This window comes from Mesorhizobium escarrei (assembly GCF_935825525.1).
Lineage (GTDB): Bacteria > Pseudomonadota > Alphaproteobacteria > Rhizobiales > Rhizobiaceae > Mesorhizobium > Mesorhizobium escarrei.
This window is the reverse complement of the sequence record NZ_CAKXZT010000122.1, coordinates 30,663-47,057: the sequence shown is the minus strand read 5'-3', so window position 1 is coordinate 47,057 and position 16,395 is coordinate 30,663. Positions and strand designations below refer to the sequence as shown.

Here is a 16,395-nt window from a genome sequence, read left to right as displayed (position 1 = left end):
TTCCGAGCCCACCGTTCCCTCCCATTATCTCAAAATGCCGCATGCCGAAAAGGGCTTGGCCGTCGGGCTGTTCGGCGGCTCCTTCAATCCTGCTCATGCCGGCCATGCACTGGTCGCCGAGATCGCGCTCAGGCGATTGGCGCTCGATCAGCTGTGGTGGATGGTGACGCCGGGCAATCCGCTCAAGAGCACGCGGGAACTGGCGTCGCTGGCCGAGCGGCTGCGCCTGTCCGAGCAGATCGCCCGGAACCCGAAGGTCAAGGTCACCGCCTTCGAGGCGAGCCATTATGTCCGCTTCACCGCCGACACGCTGGCCCTGGTCAAGGCGCGCAACCCGGGCGTCGACTTCGTCTGGATCATGGGCGCCGATTCGCTTCGCGATTTCCACCGCTGGCAGCGCTGGCGCCAGATCGTGATGACGTTTCCGATCGCGGTGATCGATCGCCCTGGCGCGACGCTGTCGTTCCTGTCGTCGGTTGTCGCCAAGACCTTCGACTACGCGCGTGTCGACGAGGGCGACGCGCCGCGGCTCGCCCGCATGAAGGCGCCGGCCTGGACCTTCATTCACGGCCCGCGCTCGTCGCTGTCGTCGACCGCGATCCGCAAAATGGCGAAGGAGTAGGGTGAGCGCTGGTCTTCCCTTCTCCCCCCTGTGGGAGAAGGTGGCCGCGAAGCGGCCGGATGAGGGGTGTTCCAGGGAACACCGACGCCTCATTTCTTCCAGCACCCCTCATCCGTCTCGGCGCTACGCGCCGATCCACCTTCTCCCACAAGGGGAGAAGGGAAGACCGCTGATGTCGCATTTGCGGCTGCCTTTCCCCGGTCCGTAGGCGATCCTGCGCGAGCATGACGATTCTCGAGCGAAACCAGACCAGACGCGACCCGGCGCAGGGCAGCCCGCCAGCCCCGGCGATCGCCATTGCCAGCATCGTCCTGTCGATGGCGCTGGTAGCGGTCGGCAACGGACTGATGTTCGCCTATATCCCGGTCCGGCTCGGCGCCGAGGGCTTCGATCCGACCTGGGCCGGGCTGATCGTCACCGGCCTCTCGGCCGGCGGCCTGGCAGGCTGCATCCTGACCGGTCCGCTGGTGCGGCGCGTCGGCCATGCGCGCGCGTTCATGGTGCTGTCGGCATTGATCGTGCTGTCCAACGCCGCCGTCGGGGCCGGACCGCATCCGCTGTCGTGGATCGCGGCACGCGCGCTCTACGGCTTTGCCATTTGCGGCCTGTTCATCGTTGCGCAGAGCTGGCTGAACGACGTCATCGCCAACACCATACGCGGCAGGGTCATGGCCTTCTTCTACGTCGCCTATGTCGCCGGGCTCGGTGTCGGCTACTCGACACTGGCGCTGATCGACATAAGGGCTGCGGACGCGCCGCTGGTCGGCATCGCCTTCACCGCGCTGTCGATCCTCCCCGTCGGGTTGACGCGGCTCGCCCAGCCGCCGCCGCCGCAGGCGGCGTCGGTGGCGCTTGGCCGGGCCTGGCGGATTTCGCCGGTCGGCGTCGCGGGCATGCTTGCCGTCGGCGGCCTGTCGATGACGATTTCAGGCTTTGCGCCGATCCATGCCACGGCCAAGGGCTACAGCCAGGCCGATGTGGCACTGCTGCTGTCGGCGATGCCGATCGGCACATTGATCCTGCAAATCCCGCTCGGATGGATTTCCGACCGCACCGACCGGCGCTTTGTGCTGGTCGCCGCTTCGACGCTTGCCATGGTGGCTGGCCTGTTTGCGCTGGGCTTCGATGGTGGTGCGCTGGCGGCGCTGGTCGTCATCTATGTGGTCTGGGCCGGCGCGTCGGAATCGATCTATTCGCTGGCCAGCGCACATGCCGCCGACCGCGCCGGCAAGGACGACATGGTGGCGCTGTCCAGTTCACTGCTGTTCGCGTGGTCGCTGTCCGGCTTCATCGTGCCCGGCATCGTGACCGGGCTTTCCGCCTTCTACGGAACGCAGGCCTTCATCCATGTGGCCATCGTTATTGCCACCGTTTTTTGCCTGTTCGTGCTGTGGCGCGTGGTGGCGATGTCGCCTGTTCCCGCCGCCGAGACCGGCAATTTCGCGCCGATGACGGCGCAGGCACCGCTGCCCGTCGATCTTGCCTTTCCGTCCGAAGAGCAGCCGCGCAGATAAGTAGCTATGCCGGGAATTGATCATCTCACTGTCTGGTGGCGGTTTCCTGCCGCGGTGCTTCCGGCGGTGGCGCGGGTATGGAAATGCCTTCGCCGTCGAAGGCCTGCTTGGCGCGTTTGGTGAGATCGATCTGGGTGGCGAAGAAATCGGCAGCCGAGGTCCAGTAGCGCAAGGTGATGGCGACGTTGCTGTCGCCGACGGTCGCCACAAAGGCAATCGGCGCCGGCTCTCGCCTGACGCGTCGGTCGGCGGCGGCGACGCCCAGCATGGTCTTTTGAGCGAAATCGATGTCGTTCCACGAGCCGATGGTCAGCGTGATGTCGGCGCGGCGGACACCGTTGCGCGTATAGTTGCGGACTGGCAGGTTCCACAGCGTCGAATTGGGGGCGAGGACGTAGACGCCTTCGACTGTCCGCAACCGAGTAGCGAACAGGCCGATTTCCTCGATGGTCCCGGAAATGACGCCGACCTCGACATATTCGCCGATGCGGAACGGCCGCAGCGCCAGCAGCATGATGCCGGCGGCGATGTTCTGCAGCGTGCCTTGCAGCGCCAGGCCGATGGCCAGGCCGATGGCGCCAATGGCGGCAATGATCGAGGTCGTCTGGACGCCGAACTGGCCAAGCACCATGACGACGACGAGGATCAGTATGGCGTAGCGGACGATCCTCGAGAAGAAGTGGCGCAGCGTCGTGTCGAAGCCATGGATATGGCCGAGGCCGGCATAGATCGAGCGCTGGGCAAGGCCGGCGGCGATATAGCCGACGACCAGCAGGATCACGGCGCCGATGGCCGAAAGCGAGTAGGAGACGATCAGCGTACTGAGCTGCGCAAGGCCGGACTGCACGGTGAGGAGAGCGTTCTGAGGGTCGACAGGCATGAGGGGGATCCGGTTGGTCAATGCGCCGATAACCCACGCCAGGCGACAAGAGTTCCGATTTTTCTTCAACTGCGGACCCGGAAGAACGGCTCTTCCTTGGCTACGGCAGGGCCTGCGTCTTGAAACTGCAACGCAACTCTGCCTATCTAAGGGGTGTCACCTGCTTTGAAGGGTGATTTGGTTGTTCTTGCTGCGAAAGGAAATACACTGAGAACAGCACTGTGGAAGAAGGCCGACATCGTGCCTTCGCCGGCGGGGATCAGCGTAAACGACGCCGTGTCCCGCGCCATCAAGACAGTCCTTGCCAGTCTGGAAGACTCCAAGGCCGAAAACATCGTCTCAATCGACATTCAGGGAAAATCGAGCCTCGGTGACTATATGGTCATCGCGTCCGGCCGATCGCACCGTCATGTCTCGGCTGTCGCCGATCATCTCCTCAAGGCGCTCAAGGATGCCGGGCTCGGCACGGCGCGCGTCGAGGGACTGGCCGGCGCCGACTGGGTCCTGATCGATTCGGGCGACATCATCGTCCACGTCTTCCGCCCCGAAGTCCGCGACTTCTACAATCTCGAAAAGATGTGGCAGGCGCCGGACCTCGAGGAGGAGACCCTCCACTGAGCTGTATTGGTTGATGCATGTCGTTTGCCAAAACCGGTGACCATTCTTGGTGACATGCATTAGCGGCTCTTCGAGGCAGGGATGAAAGTCACCGTTTATGCCGTGGGCCGGATGAAAGCCGGCCCCGAGAAGCTGCTCGCCGACCGGTATTTCGAGCGTTTCGCCAAGAGCGGGCAGTCCGTCGGGCTCGAATTCTCAGGGATCATTGAGATTGCGGAGGGCCGCGCCCAGACCGCCAACGAGCGTCGCCGCGAAGAGGGCCAGAAACTGCAGGCGCAGTTGCAGCCTGGCGCCGCGCTGATGTTGCTCGACGAACGCGGCAAGAATTTCTCCTCCGAGGATTTCGCCGGGCGCATCGGCCTGTTGCGTGATAGCGGCCGCAAGGCGCTTGTCATCGCCATCGGCGGTGCCGACGGTCACGACCAGTCGCTGCGAGATCAGGCCGACCTGATGGTGTCTTTCGGCGCGCTGACATGGCCGCACCAGCTGGTCCGTGTCATGTTGGGCGAGCAGCTTTACCGGACAGCCACAATCCTGTCCGGCCATCCCTATCATCGCTCGTGAACCGTTGCAGGTTCAACCGAAATCGGTGGATTGGCGTGAGCCGCCCGGATTTTCGCCTCAATGCGTCACGAGGCTGACTACCGCCGGCGGGCTCTCGAACATGGTTGATGGTTCGTTAACGAAGCCACGCATAGAGTCGGGCTTCATGGCTGAGGGTTGGAAATCGCGAACGGGCTTTTGGCGCGCAGGCTGCGGCTTGGCAGCGGCGGCGCTTATGCTGTCGCTCGGTGCCGCGTGGGCGCAGAACAGGCTCGACATGGCGCCTGACCCGGACCAGAGCCGCGCCGAATACGAACGGGTAGCGAAGGAGATCACGCTGTCGTCGGAGCGGCTGGCCAAGCTCGTCGCCGACATGGCGACGGTCAAGAAAGACCATGCCTCGATCACCGCGGCGCTGATCCAGTCGGCGATGACCGAGCAGAAGCTCGGTCAGGACATCGAGGACATCGGCGCCAAGCTGGAACGGCTGAAGGGCGAGGAGCAGAAAATCCGCGCCTCGCTGGCTGCCAGACGCGATGTTCTGGCCGAGGTGCTGGCCGCGCTGCAACGCATGGGGCTCAATCCGCCGCCGGCCATCCTGGTCAAGCCGGAGGACGCGCTGTCGTCGGTGCGCAGCGCCATCCTGCTCGGCGCCGTGGTGCCGGAACTGCGCCAACAGACCGAGATTTTGCTGGCGGACCTCAAGGAGCAGTCGCGGGTGACGGCCTCGATCGAGGCGGAGCGGGCGCGGCTGACGGCGGCAGTCGGCGAGCAGGCGGCGGAAAAGAAGCGGCTCGGCATGCTGCTCGAAGCCAAGCAGAAGCTCGAGGCCGAGACGCAAACGGCACTGGCGGCGGAAAAGCAGCGATCCGCAGCACTGGCGGCCAAGGCTGGCAGCCTGAAGGACCTGATCGCCTCAATCGAGGCCGACAACGCCCGCAAGGCGACGGACGCGGCGAAGGCAGCCGAGCAGAAGGCCGCGGAGCAGAAGGCAGCGGACGCCGACAAGGCTCCGGCGCAGACGGCCCCGGCACAGAAGGCCCCGGCACAGACTGAACTGGCGGCACTGCCGGTGCCGGAAGCCAACCGGCTCACTGCCGCTGCACCGTTTTCGGCGCTTCAGGGGCAGATCGCGTTGCCCGTCACCGGCAAGATCAAGCGACGGTTCGGGGCCAGCGACGGTAACGGTGCAGTGATGCTCGGTGACATGGTTGCGACACAATCGGGAGCCATCGTCACCGCGCCGGCGGACGGAAATGTACTTTATGCGGGACCTTTTCGCTCTTATGGTCAACTCTTGATCCTGAACGCAGGTGACGGCTATCATGTCGTTCTCGCGGGGATGAGCAGAATCAGCGTCGCGTCTGGCCAGTCGGTGCTCGCAGGAGAGCCGGTCGGCGCGATGGGAGAGGCCCGGGTGGCGAGCACCTCGGCATCGAAGAATGGAAATGCCACGCCGGAACTCTATGTTGAGTTCCGCAAGGATGGAAAACCCGTCGATCCGACCCCATGGTGGGCGGACCGTTTGTCTGGAAGGACGTGAGATGATGCGGAAACTGTCGCTTCTGTTTGCCGGTGCGCTGATGGGCGCATCCGCGATGAGCCTGGTCTATGGCGCGCCCGGCTCGACGGCGAACGCTGCGGGCTCCGAGACCTATAAGCAACTGGCGATCTTCGGGGATATTTTCGAGCGGGTGCGGGCGCAATATGTGACGCCGCCCGACGACAAGTCGCTGGTCGAAAACGCCATCAACGGCATGCTTACCTCGCTCGACCCGCACTCCTCCTATATGAACGCCGAAGAGGCGCAGGACATGCGCGTGCAGACCAAGGGCGAGTTCGGCGGCCTCGGCATCGAGGTCACCATGGAGAATGACCTGGTCAAGGTGATCACGCCGATCGACGATACGCCGGCTGCCAAAGCGGGCGTGCTTGCCGGCGACTATATTGCCAAGATCGACGGCGAGGAGGTTCGCGGCCTGAGCCTCAACGATGCGGTCGAGAAGATGCGCGGGCTGGTCAACACGCCGATCAAGCTCACCATCCTGCGTCAGGGCGCCGATAAGCCGATCGAGCTGACGGTGGTGCGCGACATCATCAAGGTCAAGGCGGTCAAGTTCCGGGTCGAGAACGACATCGGCTACATCAAGATCACCTCCTTCACCGAAAAGACCCATGATGATCTCGAGAGCGCCATCGAAACCATCAAGAAGCAGGTGCCGAACGAAAAGCTCAAGGGCTACGTGCTTGATCTGCGCCTCAATCCGGGCGGGTTGCTCGATCAGGCGGTGAGCGTGTCCGACGCCTTCCTCAACCGCGGAGAGATCGTCTCGACGCGCGGCCGCGATCCGAAGGACGTCACCCGCTTCGACGCGCGGCCGGGCGACGATATCGACGGCAAGCCGCTGGTCGTGCTCGTCAATGGCGGCTCGGCCAGTGCGTCCGAAATCGTCGCCGGCGCGCTGCAGGATCTGCGCCGCGCCACGGTGGTCGGGACGCAGTCCTTCGGCAAGGGTTCGGTGCAGACCATCGTCCCGCTCGGCGAGAACGGCGCGCTGCGCCTGACGACGGCGCTCTATTACACGCCGTCCGGCAAGTCGATCCAGGGCAAGGGCATCACGCCCGACATCAAGGTCGACCAGCCGTTGCCGCCGGACCTGCAAGGCAGGGACCTGACGCGCGGTGAGTCGGACCTCAAGGGCCACATCAAGGGCAGCGAGGAGGGCGATGCCGGTTCGGGCTCTGCAGCCTATGTGCCACCGGAGCCGAAAGACGATCTGCAGCTCATCTTTGCCCAGCAGTTGCTGCGCGGCGAGAAGACCGATCCGGCGTTCCCGCCGAATCCGGACAAGGCTGTGCTGAACCAGTAGGGCCGTGCTGAACCAGTAAAAGTCGATCAGCCGGACAACAGGTCTGGCTGCCAGATCGAAGCGATGCAATGCTGCCGGGGCCGCAAGGCCTCGGCAGTTTGATTCGGGGGAACCGCGGCTGGGGATGCGGCTTGGCTGACATCGGTAGTGACATCGAACGCCCACTCGGGCAGGCCGTCCGGCCGCCGCGTGCGGCCCGCAGGATCAGCGCTGGCGTGGTCGCGGCCACGCTCTTGGTGCTGGCCGTGATCGGCGTCTCCGGCGCGATTGCGCTGCGCGAAAGGCCGTTTCGAAAGCCGGAAGAAGTCGCCGTTTTGACGCCGAAGGCGACTGAGGTGGTCGACCCCGCAACGCTGGCCACTGAGCCGGCGCCAAAGGCCGAAGCAGCGTCCAAGGCGAGCATATCCGAGACAGGCGGGTCCAAGAAGGGCGGGTCCAAGACGGGCGGGTCCAAAACGGGGCCGCAGATCATCCACATGCAGACCGAAGCGGGCGACGGTCCACCCGGGGCTATCGTCATTCACGACCCTTCGACAACTGGCCAGAACCTGAGGATCGCGCATATTCCCGACAGGGCTCTGGTCGAGTCCGGCGAAACCGGTCCATTGCCGGTTCGTGCTGCCGACGGCAGGCGGCCGTTCGATGTCTATGCGCGACCGTGGTCCGGTGCGCGCGGTGCGCGCGTGGCGATCGTCATCGGCGGGCTTGCCGTGTCACAGACCGGCACGCAGGCGGCCATCGCCAAGCTGCCGGCCGAAGTGACGCTGGGCTTCGCGCCGCAGGGCAACAGCATCGGCCGCTGGATGCAGGCGGCGCGGCAGAGCGGCCATGAGATCGTCATGCAGGTGCCGCTCGAACCGTTCGACTATCCGAATGTCAATCCCGGCCGCAACACGCTGACGGTCGTGGCGACACCGGACGAGAATTTGGAGAATTTGCGCTGGGCGCTGTCGCGGACGACCAATTACACCGGCGTCATGAACTATATGGGGGCGCGTTTTTCGGCGGATGCTGCGGCGATGGCGCCACTGATGGCCGAGCTTGGCAGGCGCGGCCTGGCCTATGTCGACGACGGTTCGTCGGCACGCAGCCTGGCGCCCGAACTGGCCTTGAAGAACGGTGTGCCGTTCGCCGCCGGCGACATTTCGATCGACGCCGTGCGGGACCGCGGCGCCATATTGAAGAAGCTGGACGAACTGGAAGCAACCGCGCGGGCGAAAGGCTTTGCCGTCGGCATCGGCTCGGCCTTCGACATGACGGTCGATACCGTGTCATCCTGGGTGATCGAGGCCAAGAAGCGCGGCATCGAGATCGTGCCGATTTCGGCAGTGGCGGTGGATCCGGAAAAAGGTTGAGCATGGCGAAGAAAAAACCGGTCGACCCCGAGACGCTGCCCTATCGTCGCTGCGTCGGAGCAATGGTCCTCAACGGAGAGGGGCTGGTCTGGGTCGGGCATCGCATTGCCGAGCCGGACAGCGAATTCGCCGGCACGACGCAGCTCTGGCAGATGCCGCAGGGTGGCATCGACAAGGGCGAAGAGCCGCTGCAGGCGGCACAGCGGGAGCTTTACGAAGAAACCGGCATGCGCAGCGTCTCGTTGCTGGATGAGGCGCCGAACTGGATATTTTACGACCTGCCGGCCCATCTCGTCGGCATCGCCTTCAAGGGGAAGTATCGCGGCCAGAGGCAAAAATGGTTCGCCTTCCGCTTTCACGGCGCCGTGAGCGAGATTGAGATCAATCCGCCGCCGGGCGGCCACACCGCCGAGTTCGACAGATGGGCCTGGCGGCCAATGGAGGAATTGCCCGACCTGATCGTGCCGTTCAAACGTCAGGTCTATGAGGATGTGGTTGCGGCATTCCGGCATCTGGTTGCGTAGCTTGGCGCAAGCCGCGCTCGCGCTGACCACGGTTGCCGCGTCGGCGCGAGCGCCTTATTGATGGCCAATCCGCTGCAGACGGGATTGGCATGAACGGCGCTTTCAAAAAATCTCTTTCTGGAAGGGTCGCTGTCAAAGCCGCGCCGATCAGCGAAGCGGCGGCCGGCGCCATATTGACCGTCGATCTGGGCGCCATCCGCGAAAATTACCGGCGGCTCAAGGCGCGGTTGGGCGGCGTCGGCTGCGCCGGTGTCGTCAAGGCCGACGGCTACGGGCTCGGCGCGCGCCAAGTGGCGGCGGCGCTGGCGGCCGAAGGCTGCGCTGTTTTTTTCGTCGCACATCTGGCCGAGGGTGCCATGCTGCGCCAGGCGCTCGGCGCACGGCCGGCGATCTATGTGCTGAACGGTATTCAGCCGGGTGCCGAAAGCGAAGCGGTCGAAGCGGACCTGGGCGTGGTCATCAACAGCGCCGGCCAACTCGCTGCCTGGCGCGCGGCGGCGCAACCGGCCGGCCGCAAGCTCAAGGCTGCAATCCAGGTCGACAGCGGCATGTCGCGGCTCGGCATGGCGGCAGCCGAGGTGGAGGCGGCCGCTGCCGATCCGCAGGCTTTCGACGGCATCGACGTCACCTTGGTGATGAGCCATCTCGCTCGCGCCGACGAGCCCGGGCATCCAGCCAACGAGCAGCAGCGGCTGGAATTCGAGCGGCTGCGCAGGATGCTGCCAAAGGCGCCGGCCTCGCTCGCCAATTCCTCCGGCATCTTTGTTGGGCAGCCCTTTCACTACGACCTCGCCCGGCCCGGCGCGGCGCTCTACGGCATCAATCCGACGCCAGCGCAGGAAAATCCGATGCTGCCGGTGGTGCGGCTTCAAGCAAAGATCATCCAGACGCGCAGCCTCGATAGGGGAGCCGGCGTCGGCTATGGCCATATTTTTCACGTCACCGATTCGCTGATCGCCGCAACGATCTCGCTTGGCTATGCCGATGGCTGGCATCGACGCGCGGCCTCGGCCGCCTGGTTCGAAAATGTGCGCTTGCCCTTCCTGGGCCGTGTGTCGATGGATTCGATAGTTCTCGACATTTCGGCCCTGCCGCCCGGCAGGCTGAAGGCGGGCGACCTCGTCGAACTGATCGGCCCGTCGCAGACGGTCGACCAGGCGGCCGGCCATGCCGGCACCATCGGCTATGAAATCCTGACCAGCCTCGGACGCCGCTTTCACCGCCGCTATGTGAATGGATAGCGCGCGGGCTTTTTCAGGCATGTCGTTGTCCCAAAACCGCCTGCGTAGTTCTGGGCGACATGCTTGGGCACTTGGCGGACGCGGTAAAATCCGGCAGACAGAAAGCCACGATGCCCCCGCCCCCAAAACCCCTGACAAGACATCGTTCTGGAGAGCTATGCGATGAAGATCTTCGTGCTGGGCGGCGGCGTCATCGGGGTCACCACTGCTTATTATCTGGCCGAGGCCGGCCATGAAGTGACGGTGATCGACCGCCAGAAGGGCCCGGCGCTGGAAACCAGCTTTGCCAATGCCGGCGAGATCTCGCCCGGCTACGCCTCGCCCTGGGCCGGTCCCGGCGTCCCGCTGAAGGCGATCAAATGGCTGCTGATGAAGCATGGTCCGCTGGTGGTGCGGCCGACTCTCGATCCACATATGTGGGTATGGCTGGTCAGGATGCTGCGCAACTGCACGGCCGAGCGCTATGCGGTGAACAAGGCGCGCATGGTGCCTTTGGCCGAATACAGCCGCGACACGCTGAAAGCGCTGCGCGAGGCGACCGGCATCGCCTATGACGAGCGTACCAAGGGAACGCTGCAGCTTTTTCGCACGCAACAGCAGCTCGACAGCACGTCAGGCGATGTCGAGGTGCTGAAGACCTATGGCGTTCCCTACGAGATCCTCGATCGCGACGGCTGCATCGCGGCCGAGCCTGGCTTGGCAGCCGTGCGTGAAAAGTTCGTCGGCGGCCTGCGGCTGCCGGGCGACGAAACCGGTGACTGCAAGATGTTCACCGACCGTCTAGCCGAGCTCTGCGTGGCGCGCGGCGTCAGCTTCGAATACGACACGGAGATACGGCGCATCGTCCGCAAGCGCAATCATATCGCCAACATCAATACGAGCAAAGGCTGGAAGGCCGCCGACGCATATGTGATGGCGATGGGCAGCTATTCGGCAAAATTCATGCGCAACCTGAAACGACCCATCCCGGTCTATCCGGTCAAGGGTTATTCGATCACCGTGCCGATCAAGGATGCTGCCGCAGCACCGGTCTCGACGGTGATGGACGAGACTTATAAGGTGGCGATCACCAGGCTCGGCGATCGCATCCGGGTCGGTGGCACCGCGGAGATTTCCGGCTTTGACCTGGCGCTGCATGAATCACGGCGGTGCACGCTCGAACATTCGCTCGGCGACCTTTTTCCAGGCAGCGGCGACATGCGCTCGGCCACCTTCTGGTGCGGGTTGCGGCCGATGACGCCGGACGGGCCGCCGCTGATCGGCCGCACCGAGTTTTCCAACCTCTATCTCAACACCGGCCACGGCACGCTCGGCTGGACCATGGCCTGCGGCTCGGCCAAGGTCCTGGCCGACATCATCTCCAGCCGGGTGCCGGACATCAATGTCGGCGACCTCGGACCGGAGCGTTACCAGCGATAGGATCGGACGGGGTTCTCACTTGTTGAGCGCGGTGAGAAACTTGCCGTGTAATTTGGGATCAAGGTTCAACACACCTCCCCGAAACCGCGCAGCGGATTTGAGGACAGTTACAATTAAAGCGCGTCAGATGAATATCGTCAGACGAACAGGCTTCGCTCCCGTTCCACCGCCTTGGTGATGAAGCTCGCGACGATCTGGACGCGGCGCAGCGGCCGGACTGATTCGTGATAGACCAGCCAGTAGGCGCGGCGAATGGGCGCGACGATGTCGACAGCCACCAGTTCGGGCATCGAGCGGGCGACGAAGGTGTGCAGGATACCGATGCCGGCGCCGGAGCGCACCGCTTCGGCCTGACCGAGCGCTGAGGAGATGGCGAAGCTCGTGCGCCAGTCGGCGCTGAACTCGGCCGCATAGTCGAGCGAGGGGCTGACGATGAGGTCCGGGACATAGCCGATCAGCGTGTGCCGGCCAAGCTCGGCCGGCGTCTGGGGCAGGCCATGCGCGTCGGCATAGGCGCGGGACGCGAACAGGCCGAGCGTGTAGTCGACCAGCTTTCCCGCCACCAGCCTGCCTTCCGTCGGTCGCTCCACGGTGATGGCGATGTCGGCCTCGCGCCTGGACAACGAGAAGGAACGCGGCACTGGGACCAGCTGGATGGTGAGTTCACGGTGAAGCGCCGTCAGTGCGCCGAGGCGTTTGGCCAGGAAGGCGACGCCAAAACCATCAGGCGCGCCGATACGCACAGTGCCGGAGACGTCGTCGCCTTCGCCCGCCACGGTCGAGCGCGCGGCGATCATGTCGCCTTCCATGCGCTCGGCGATGTCGAGGAAGCGCTCGCCCGCCGGCGTCAGCTCGCTGCCGGTGGTCAGCCGGCGAAAGAGTTTTGTCCGCAACGCATCCTCGAGTGCGGCGACGCGTCGGGAGACGGTGGCATGGTTGAGCTCCAGCCGCCTTGCGGCGCCGAGGATCTGGCCGGCACGCGCCACCGCAAGAAAGATGCGGACGTCATCCCAGTTCATGAGGAGGATCCGGATGACGAGGATTACGGCAGCGCTCTACGGCGCCCCCCTCTGTCCTACCGGACATCTCCCCCACTTGGGGGAAGATCGGCCGGCCGCTCCGGCGGCGACTTTCTTGCAACGTTGCGGGTTGGCGAAAGCGGGGATGACAGCCAATCTCCCCCCTCGTGGGGGAGATGCCAAGTTTTGGCAAAGCGGGCAGGACAGAGGGGGGCGCGAAGGAACTCAACCTGTCATTCCTTGAGGTGGTACTACCATTTGCGGGAATTGATGCCCGTCAGTCAACCGGACTCTATTTTCTGCACAACGGTTGCGTTTCCGCTCACGTTGCCATCGGCGGCGCAAAGGCGGACAATGCCGCATCACAAATACAGGGAGAGAAACCATGATCGAATACGGTCATTTCATCGGCGGCAAGCGTGTCGCTGGGACCAGCGGCCGCAAACAGGACGTGATGCAGCCGATGGACGGCACGGTGCGCGGCACCGTTGCGCTGGCTTCGCAGGCGGAACTGCGTGCGGCGGTGGAAAACGCCAAGGCGGCGCAGCCCGGCTGGGCGGCGACCAATCCGCAGCGGCGCGTGCGCGTCCTGATGAAATTCCTCGAACTGGTCGCCCGGGACTATGATGCGCTGGCCGACATTCTGGCACGCGAACACGGTAAGACCATCGCTGACGCCAAGGGCGACATCCAGCGCGGCCTGGAAGTGGTCGAGGTTTGCATCGGCGCGCCGCACATGATGAAGGGCGAGTTCACCGACGGCGCCGGTCCCGGCATCGACGTCTATTCGATGCGCCAGCCGCTCGGCGTCGTTGCCGGCATCACGCCGTTCAATTTTCCGGCGATGATCCCATTGTGGAAGATCGCGCCGGCTATCGCCTGCGGCAACGCCTTCATCCTGAAGCCTTCGGAGCGCGACCCAGGCGTGCCGATGCGCATCGCCGAGCTGTTCATCGAGGCGGGCCTGCCAGCGGGCATTCTCAACGTCGTCAACGGCGACAAGGAGGCGGTAGACGCCATCCTCGATGATCCCGATATCAAGGCCATCGGCTTCGTTGGCTCGACGCCGATTGCCCAGTACATCTATTCGCGCGGCTCCGCGGCCGGCAAGCGCGTGCAGTGCTTCGGCGGCGCCAAGAACCACATGATCATCATGCCCGACGCCGACATGGACCAGACCGTCGATGCGCTGATCGGCGCCGGCTACGGCTCGGCCGGCGAACGCTGCATGGCGATCTCGGTGGCGGTCCCGGTCGGCAACGACACCGCCAACCGGCTGATGGAAAAGCTGGTGCCGCGCGTCGAAAGCCTGAAGGTCGGCCCGTCGACGGATTCATCCGCCGATTTCGGCCCGCTGGTGACGGCGCAGGCGCTGGAGCGGGTCAAGGCCTATGTCGATACCGGCGTCAGGGAAGGCGCCAAGCTGGTCGTCGACGGGCGCGGCTTTTCCATGCAGGGCTATGAGAACGGCTACTATATGGGCGGCTGCCTGTTCGACAACGTGACCGCTGATATGCGCATCTACAAGGAAGAGATCTTTGGGCCGGTGCTCTCGGTGGTGCGCGCGCCGACTTATGAGAACGCGATCAAGCTCGCCAACGACCATGAAATGGGCAATGGCGTCGCCATCTTCACCCGCGACGGCGATGCGGCCCGCGACTTCGCCTCGAGGGTCCAGGTCGGCATGGTCGGTATCAACGTGCCAATCCCGGTGCCGATCGCCTACCATACGTTCGGCGGCTGGAAAGCGTCTTCCTTCGGCGACCTCAACCAGCACGGACCGGACGCATTCCGTTTTTACACCAAGACCAAGACGGTGACCTCGCGCTGGCCGTCCGGCGTCAAGGACGGGGCCGAATTCGTCATCCCGACGATGAACTAGCCGGTCGACAAACTGGTCCAGATTTTAAGATTGAACGAAAAAGGCCCGGCAGAAACCGGGCCTTTCTATTGGCCGGTCTCGCCCCGTATCTGCGTGAACGCTAATGTGATGGAACCAGGCGGGCAGCAGAAGCCTTAAGTTGCAATCCTGCCGCGGAGGAGGCGCGGCAGACCAACCAACGGCGCTGGCGACAGCTTCGGGGGCATCGGCTGGCGCAAGGAGGTGTCAAGATGACACGTCTTATGGTGTCGATACTTTGGGCGGCAGCTGTCGCGTTTTCCGCCGCCCCGGCAACAGCGGCCGAACAATGCGCGCCACGAGCCGACATGATCAAGGCGCTCGGGGAGAAGTTCCGGGAAAATCCGACCGCGCTCGGCGTCGTCAATCCGAATGTGATTGTTGAAGTTTTCGTTTCCGATAAAGGCACCTGGACCATCCTCGCCAGCGACACACGCGGTCAAAGCTGCGTGGTTTCGGTGGGCGAAGGCTGGGAGAGCGCGGTGGCGACAGCAGCGCTGCCAGGCACCTGAGCCGCCTAGCGAGTGGCAACCGCCTCAGCATAGCCGCGCGCAGGCCGCGGTTCTCGGCGACGACCTTGAAACGGATCCACAGGCGCCCAAGCGGGCGCCTGCTTGCGCTTTTCGTTGCCGACACCATATATGGAACATAGTGGGAACATTTGGAATCGTCCCGCTGACAGACCGGAATACAGAAAGGAACGACGCGATGACGTCGGAACCGGCCTGGATCGTTCCGGCAAAATGAGGCGTCCCCTTTGCCGGACTGATGGCAAAGGAGGTGCCCTATGGCACGCAAATCGCTGTTTGTTTGGGTGAAAACCGTAGTGCTTGCCGGGGCATTGGCGGTGGGTACGAACGCCGCAAGCGCCCAATATCAATACTGCGTCGAACATGGCGATCTCGTAGCTCACCTGAGCGAGCAGTTCCAGGAAAGACAGTTTGCTTTCGGGCTGATCGGCCAGATGGCGATTATGGAAGTCTATGTCGCCGAGAGCGGAAGCTGGACGATCATCGTCACCGATGTCGCCGGCAGAAGCTGCATCGTCGCGGCCGGCGAACATTGGGAAAACGTGGTGATCCCGACCGACCAGGACGCATGACGGAATTGGGCGATGCTCAGCACCTGGCAGCGCCGGATGGGCGGGGCTCAAAGAGCCTGCCGAAGGTTGATGCCGATCTCCTAGCGCGTAGCGGCCGCCTCGGCATGGCCGCGCAGCAGCGCCATCAGGCGCTTGGCATCCTTGGCGGCGGCATCCTCGTCGCCGTCGAGGATCGAGCGGATCAGCGCGACATGGTGCTCGGCCGATTCGGCGAGCCCGGTATCGGCCTTGTAGCGGAACCAGAAGCGGCGGCTGTGGGTCTGCAAAGGGGCCGCCAGCCGTGCTGCGAACGGATTGTCGGCTGCCAGCGCCAGCGCCTCGTCGAGCGCCTTGTCGGCCTGGATGAAGGCCAGCACGTTGCCTGATATCACCGCCTTCTGCATGGCCAGCGCCGCGCCGTGAAACAGGTCGGCCGCCTCGCGGGTGACGAAGCGGGCCGCCGAGCGGGCAAGAACCACCTCGACGCCACGGCGTGCGTCAAGAACGCGCAACCAGTCGCCGGGATGGAGCGGGGCAATGGCAATGCCGGCACGCGGCCGGACATCCAGTAGTCCCTCCCACGCCAGCCGCTGGATCGCCTCGCGCACCGGCGTGCGGCCGAGCCCCAGCCTGTCGATCAGCGCGCCTTCGGTGATGAAGCTTGATGGCGCCAGTTCGAGTGTCACGATCATGTGCTCGAGCACGCGGTAGGCTTTCGCCGCCACTGGCTCGATTGCCGGGCTTGTTCCATTGAATATCAAAGGCGAACTCCTGATATATTTTTGATATATCATAGCGGAATCCGTGTT

16 protein-coding genes are annotated in these 16,395 nt (G+C 64.2%); 13 read left to right on the top strand and 3 right to left on the bottom strand.

The annotated features are described in order from the left end of the window. Positions 1-34: 34 nt before the first annotated feature. On the top strand, positions 35-622 hold the full coding sequence (locus NMG80_RS14085) for a nicotinate-nucleotide adenylyltransferase (RefSeq protein WP_254018695.1): 588 nt from the start codon (positions 35-37) through the stop codon (positions 620-622). Between the two features lie 224 nt (positions 623-846). Continuing rightward, positions 847-2,136 carry an MFS transporter gene (locus tag NMG80_RS14080; protein WP_254018655.1) on the top strand — a complete coding sequence of 430 codons (1,290 nt, stop codon included), beginning with the start codon at positions 847-849 and terminating at the stop codon, positions 2,134-2,136. A gap of 25 nt (positions 2,137-2,161) precedes the next feature. Here the strand turns inward: NMG80_RS14080 and NMG80_RS14075 are convergent, their stop codons facing one another. Further along, positions 2,162-3,016, bottom strand: coding sequence for a mechanosensitive ion channel family protein (locus NMG80_RS14075; protein ID WP_254018654.1), 855 nt, complete (start codon positions 3,014-3,016; stop codon positions 2,162-2,164). A gap of 240 nt (positions 3,017-3,256) precedes the next feature. Here NMG80_RS14075 and rsfS point away from each other — a divergent pair, with 240 nt between their 5' ends. The 8 genes from rsfS to NMG80_RS14035 all read left to right on the top strand — a co-directional run bounded on the left by rsfS (position 3,257) and on the right by NMG80_RS14035 (position 11,586). Further along, entirely contained in the window at positions 3,257-3,634 is a 378-nt protein-coding gene (gene rsfS, locus NMG80_RS14070) for a ribosome silencing factor (RefSeq protein ID WP_023800052.1), read from the top strand. An 81-nt stretch (positions 3,635-3,715) separates the two neighbouring features. Continuing rightward, a complete protein-coding gene (rlmH, locus tag NMG80_RS14065) occupies positions 3,716-4,198 on the top strand; it encodes a 23S rRNA (pseudouridine(1915)-N(3))-methyltransferase RlmH (RefSeq protein WP_254018653.1) in 483 nt (160 codons plus the stop codon). Between the two features lie 145 nt (positions 4,199-4,343). Then, positions 4,344-5,720 carry a murein hydrolase activator EnvC family protein gene (locus NMG80_RS14060; protein WP_254018652.1) on the top strand — a complete coding sequence of 459 codons (1,377 nt, stop codon included), beginning with the start codon at positions 4,344-4,346 and terminating at the stop codon, positions 5,718-5,720. Position 5,721: 1 nt separating this feature from the next. After that, positions 5,722-7,047 carry a S41 family peptidase gene (locus NMG80_RS14055; RefSeq protein ID WP_254018651.1) on the top strand — a complete coding sequence of 442 codons (1,326 nt, stop codon included), beginning with the start codon at positions 5,722-5,724 and terminating at the stop codon, positions 7,045-7,047. Positions 7,048-7,178: 131 nt separating this feature from the next. Then, a complete protein-coding gene (locus NMG80_RS14050) occupies positions 7,179-8,402 on the top strand; it encodes a divergent polysaccharide deacetylase family protein (protein WP_254018650.1) in 1,224 nt (407 codons plus the stop codon). Positions 8,403-8,404: 2 nt separating this feature from the next. Then, positions 8,405-8,926, top strand: a complete 522-nt coding sequence (locus NMG80_RS14045) for an RNA pyrophosphohydrolase (protein ID WP_254018649.1) — start codon at positions 8,405-8,407, stop codon at positions 8,924-8,926. A gap of 89 nt (positions 8,927-9,015) precedes the next feature. Next, complete coding sequence (gene alr / locus NMG80_RS14040; RefSeq protein WP_254018648.1) at positions 9,016-10,167, top strand: alanine racemase; 1,152 nt, start codon at positions 9,016-9,018, stop codon at positions 10,165-10,167. A gap of 162 nt (positions 10,168-10,329) precedes the next feature. After that, positions 10,330-11,586 (top strand): D-amino acid dehydrogenase, encoded by a 1,257-nt coding sequence (locus tag NMG80_RS14035; RefSeq protein WP_254018647.1) that lies wholly within the window; start codon positions 10,330-10,332, stop codon positions 11,584-11,586. Positions 11,587-11,723: 137 nt separating this feature from the next. On the opposite strand, the gene NMG80_RS14030 is transcribed toward NMG80_RS14035, so the two are convergent. Then, positions 11,724-12,605 carry a LysR family transcriptional regulator gene (locus NMG80_RS14030; protein ID WP_254018646.1) on the bottom strand — a complete coding sequence of 294 codons (882 nt, stop codon included), beginning with the start codon at positions 12,603-12,605 and terminating at the stop codon, positions 11,724-11,726. A gap of 385 nt (positions 12,606-12,990) precedes the next feature. On the opposite strand from NMG80_RS14030, the gene NMG80_RS14025 reads away from it, so the two are divergent. From NMG80_RS14025 to NMG80_RS14015, 3 genes are all read left to right on the top strand, one after another. Further along, positions 12,991-14,487 carry a CoA-acylating methylmalonate-semialdehyde dehydrogenase gene (locus tag NMG80_RS14025; RefSeq protein ID WP_254018645.1) on the top strand — a complete coding sequence of 499 codons (1,497 nt, stop codon included), beginning with the start codon at positions 12,991-12,993 and terminating at the stop codon, positions 14,485-14,487. A gap of 326 nt (positions 14,488-14,813) precedes the next feature. Then, complete coding sequence (locus tag NMG80_RS14020) at positions 14,814-15,017, top strand: hypothetical protein (protein WP_254018644.1); 204 nt, start codon at positions 14,814-14,816, stop codon at positions 15,015-15,017. A gap of 275 nt (positions 15,018-15,292) precedes the next feature. Next, positions 15,293-15,607 carry a hypothetical protein gene (locus NMG80_RS14015; protein WP_254018643.1) on the top strand — a complete coding sequence of 105 codons (315 nt, stop codon included), beginning with the start codon at positions 15,293-15,295 and terminating at the stop codon, positions 15,605-15,607. An 80-nt stretch (positions 15,608-15,687) separates the two neighbouring features. Here NMG80_RS14015 and NMG80_RS14010 read toward each other — a convergent pair whose 3' ends face one another. Then, positions 15,688-16,380: a GntR family transcriptional regulator gene (locus NMG80_RS14010; RefSeq protein WP_254018642.1), complete on the bottom strand. Its 693-nt coding sequence runs from the start codon at positions 16,378-16,380 to the stop codon at positions 15,688-15,690. Positions 16,381-16,395: the final 15 nt, after the last annotated feature.

Excerpts from the sequence above, each read along its gene's own strand:
- NMG80_RS14085 (WP_254018695.1), top strand. The coding sequence starts at position 35 with ATGCCGCATGCCGAAAAGGGCTTGGCCGTCGGGCTGTTCGGCGGCTCC.
- NMG80_RS14080 (WP_254018655.1), top strand. The coding sequence starts at position 847 with ATGACGATTCTCGAGCGAAACCAGACCAGACGCGACCCGGCGCAGGGC.
- NMG80_RS14075 (WP_254018654.1), bottom strand. The coding sequence starts at position 3,016 with ATGCCTGTCGACCCTCAGAACGCTCTCCTCACCGTGCAGTCCGGCCTT.
- rlmH (WP_254018653.1), top strand. The coding sequence starts at position 3,716 with ATGAAAGTCACCGTTTATGCCGTGGGCCGGATGAAAGCCGGCCCCGAG.
- NMG80_RS14060 (WP_254018652.1), top strand. The coding sequence starts at position 4,344 with ATGGCTGAGGGTTGGAAATCGCGAACGGGCTTTTGGCGCGCAGGCTGC.
- NMG80_RS14055 (WP_254018651.1), top strand. The coding sequence starts at position 5,722 with ATGATGCGGAAACTGTCGCTTCTGTTTGCCGGTGCGCTGATGGGCGCA.
- NMG80_RS14045 (WP_254018649.1), top strand. The coding sequence starts at position 8,405 with ATGGCGAAGAAAAAACCGGTCGACCCCGAGACGCTGCCCTATCGTCGC.
- alr (WP_254018648.1), top strand. The coding sequence starts at position 9,016 with ATGAACGGCGCTTTCAAAAAATCTCTTTCTGGAAGGGTCGCTGTCAAA.
- NMG80_RS14035 (WP_254018647.1), top strand. The coding sequence starts at position 10,330 with ATGAAGATCTTCGTGCTGGGCGGCGGCGTCATCGGGGTCACCACTGCT.
- NMG80_RS14030 (WP_254018646.1), bottom strand. The coding sequence starts at position 12,605 with ATGAACTGGGATGACGTCCGCATCTTTCTTGCGGTGGCGCGTGCCGGC.
- NMG80_RS14025 (WP_254018645.1), top strand. The coding sequence starts at position 12,991 with ATGATCGAATACGGTCATTTCATCGGCGGCAAGCGTGTCGCTGGGACC.
- NMG80_RS14020 (WP_254018644.1), top strand. The coding sequence starts at position 14,814 with ATGATCAAGGCGCTCGGGGAGAAGTTCCGGGAAAATCCGACCGCGCTC.
- NMG80_RS14015 (WP_254018643.1), top strand. The coding sequence starts at position 15,293 with ATGGCACGCAAATCGCTGTTTGTTTGGGTGAAAACCGTAGTGCTTGCC.
- NMG80_RS14010 (WP_254018642.1), bottom strand. The coding sequence starts at position 16,380 with ATGATATATCAAAAATATATCAGGAGTTCGCCTTTGATATTCAATGGA.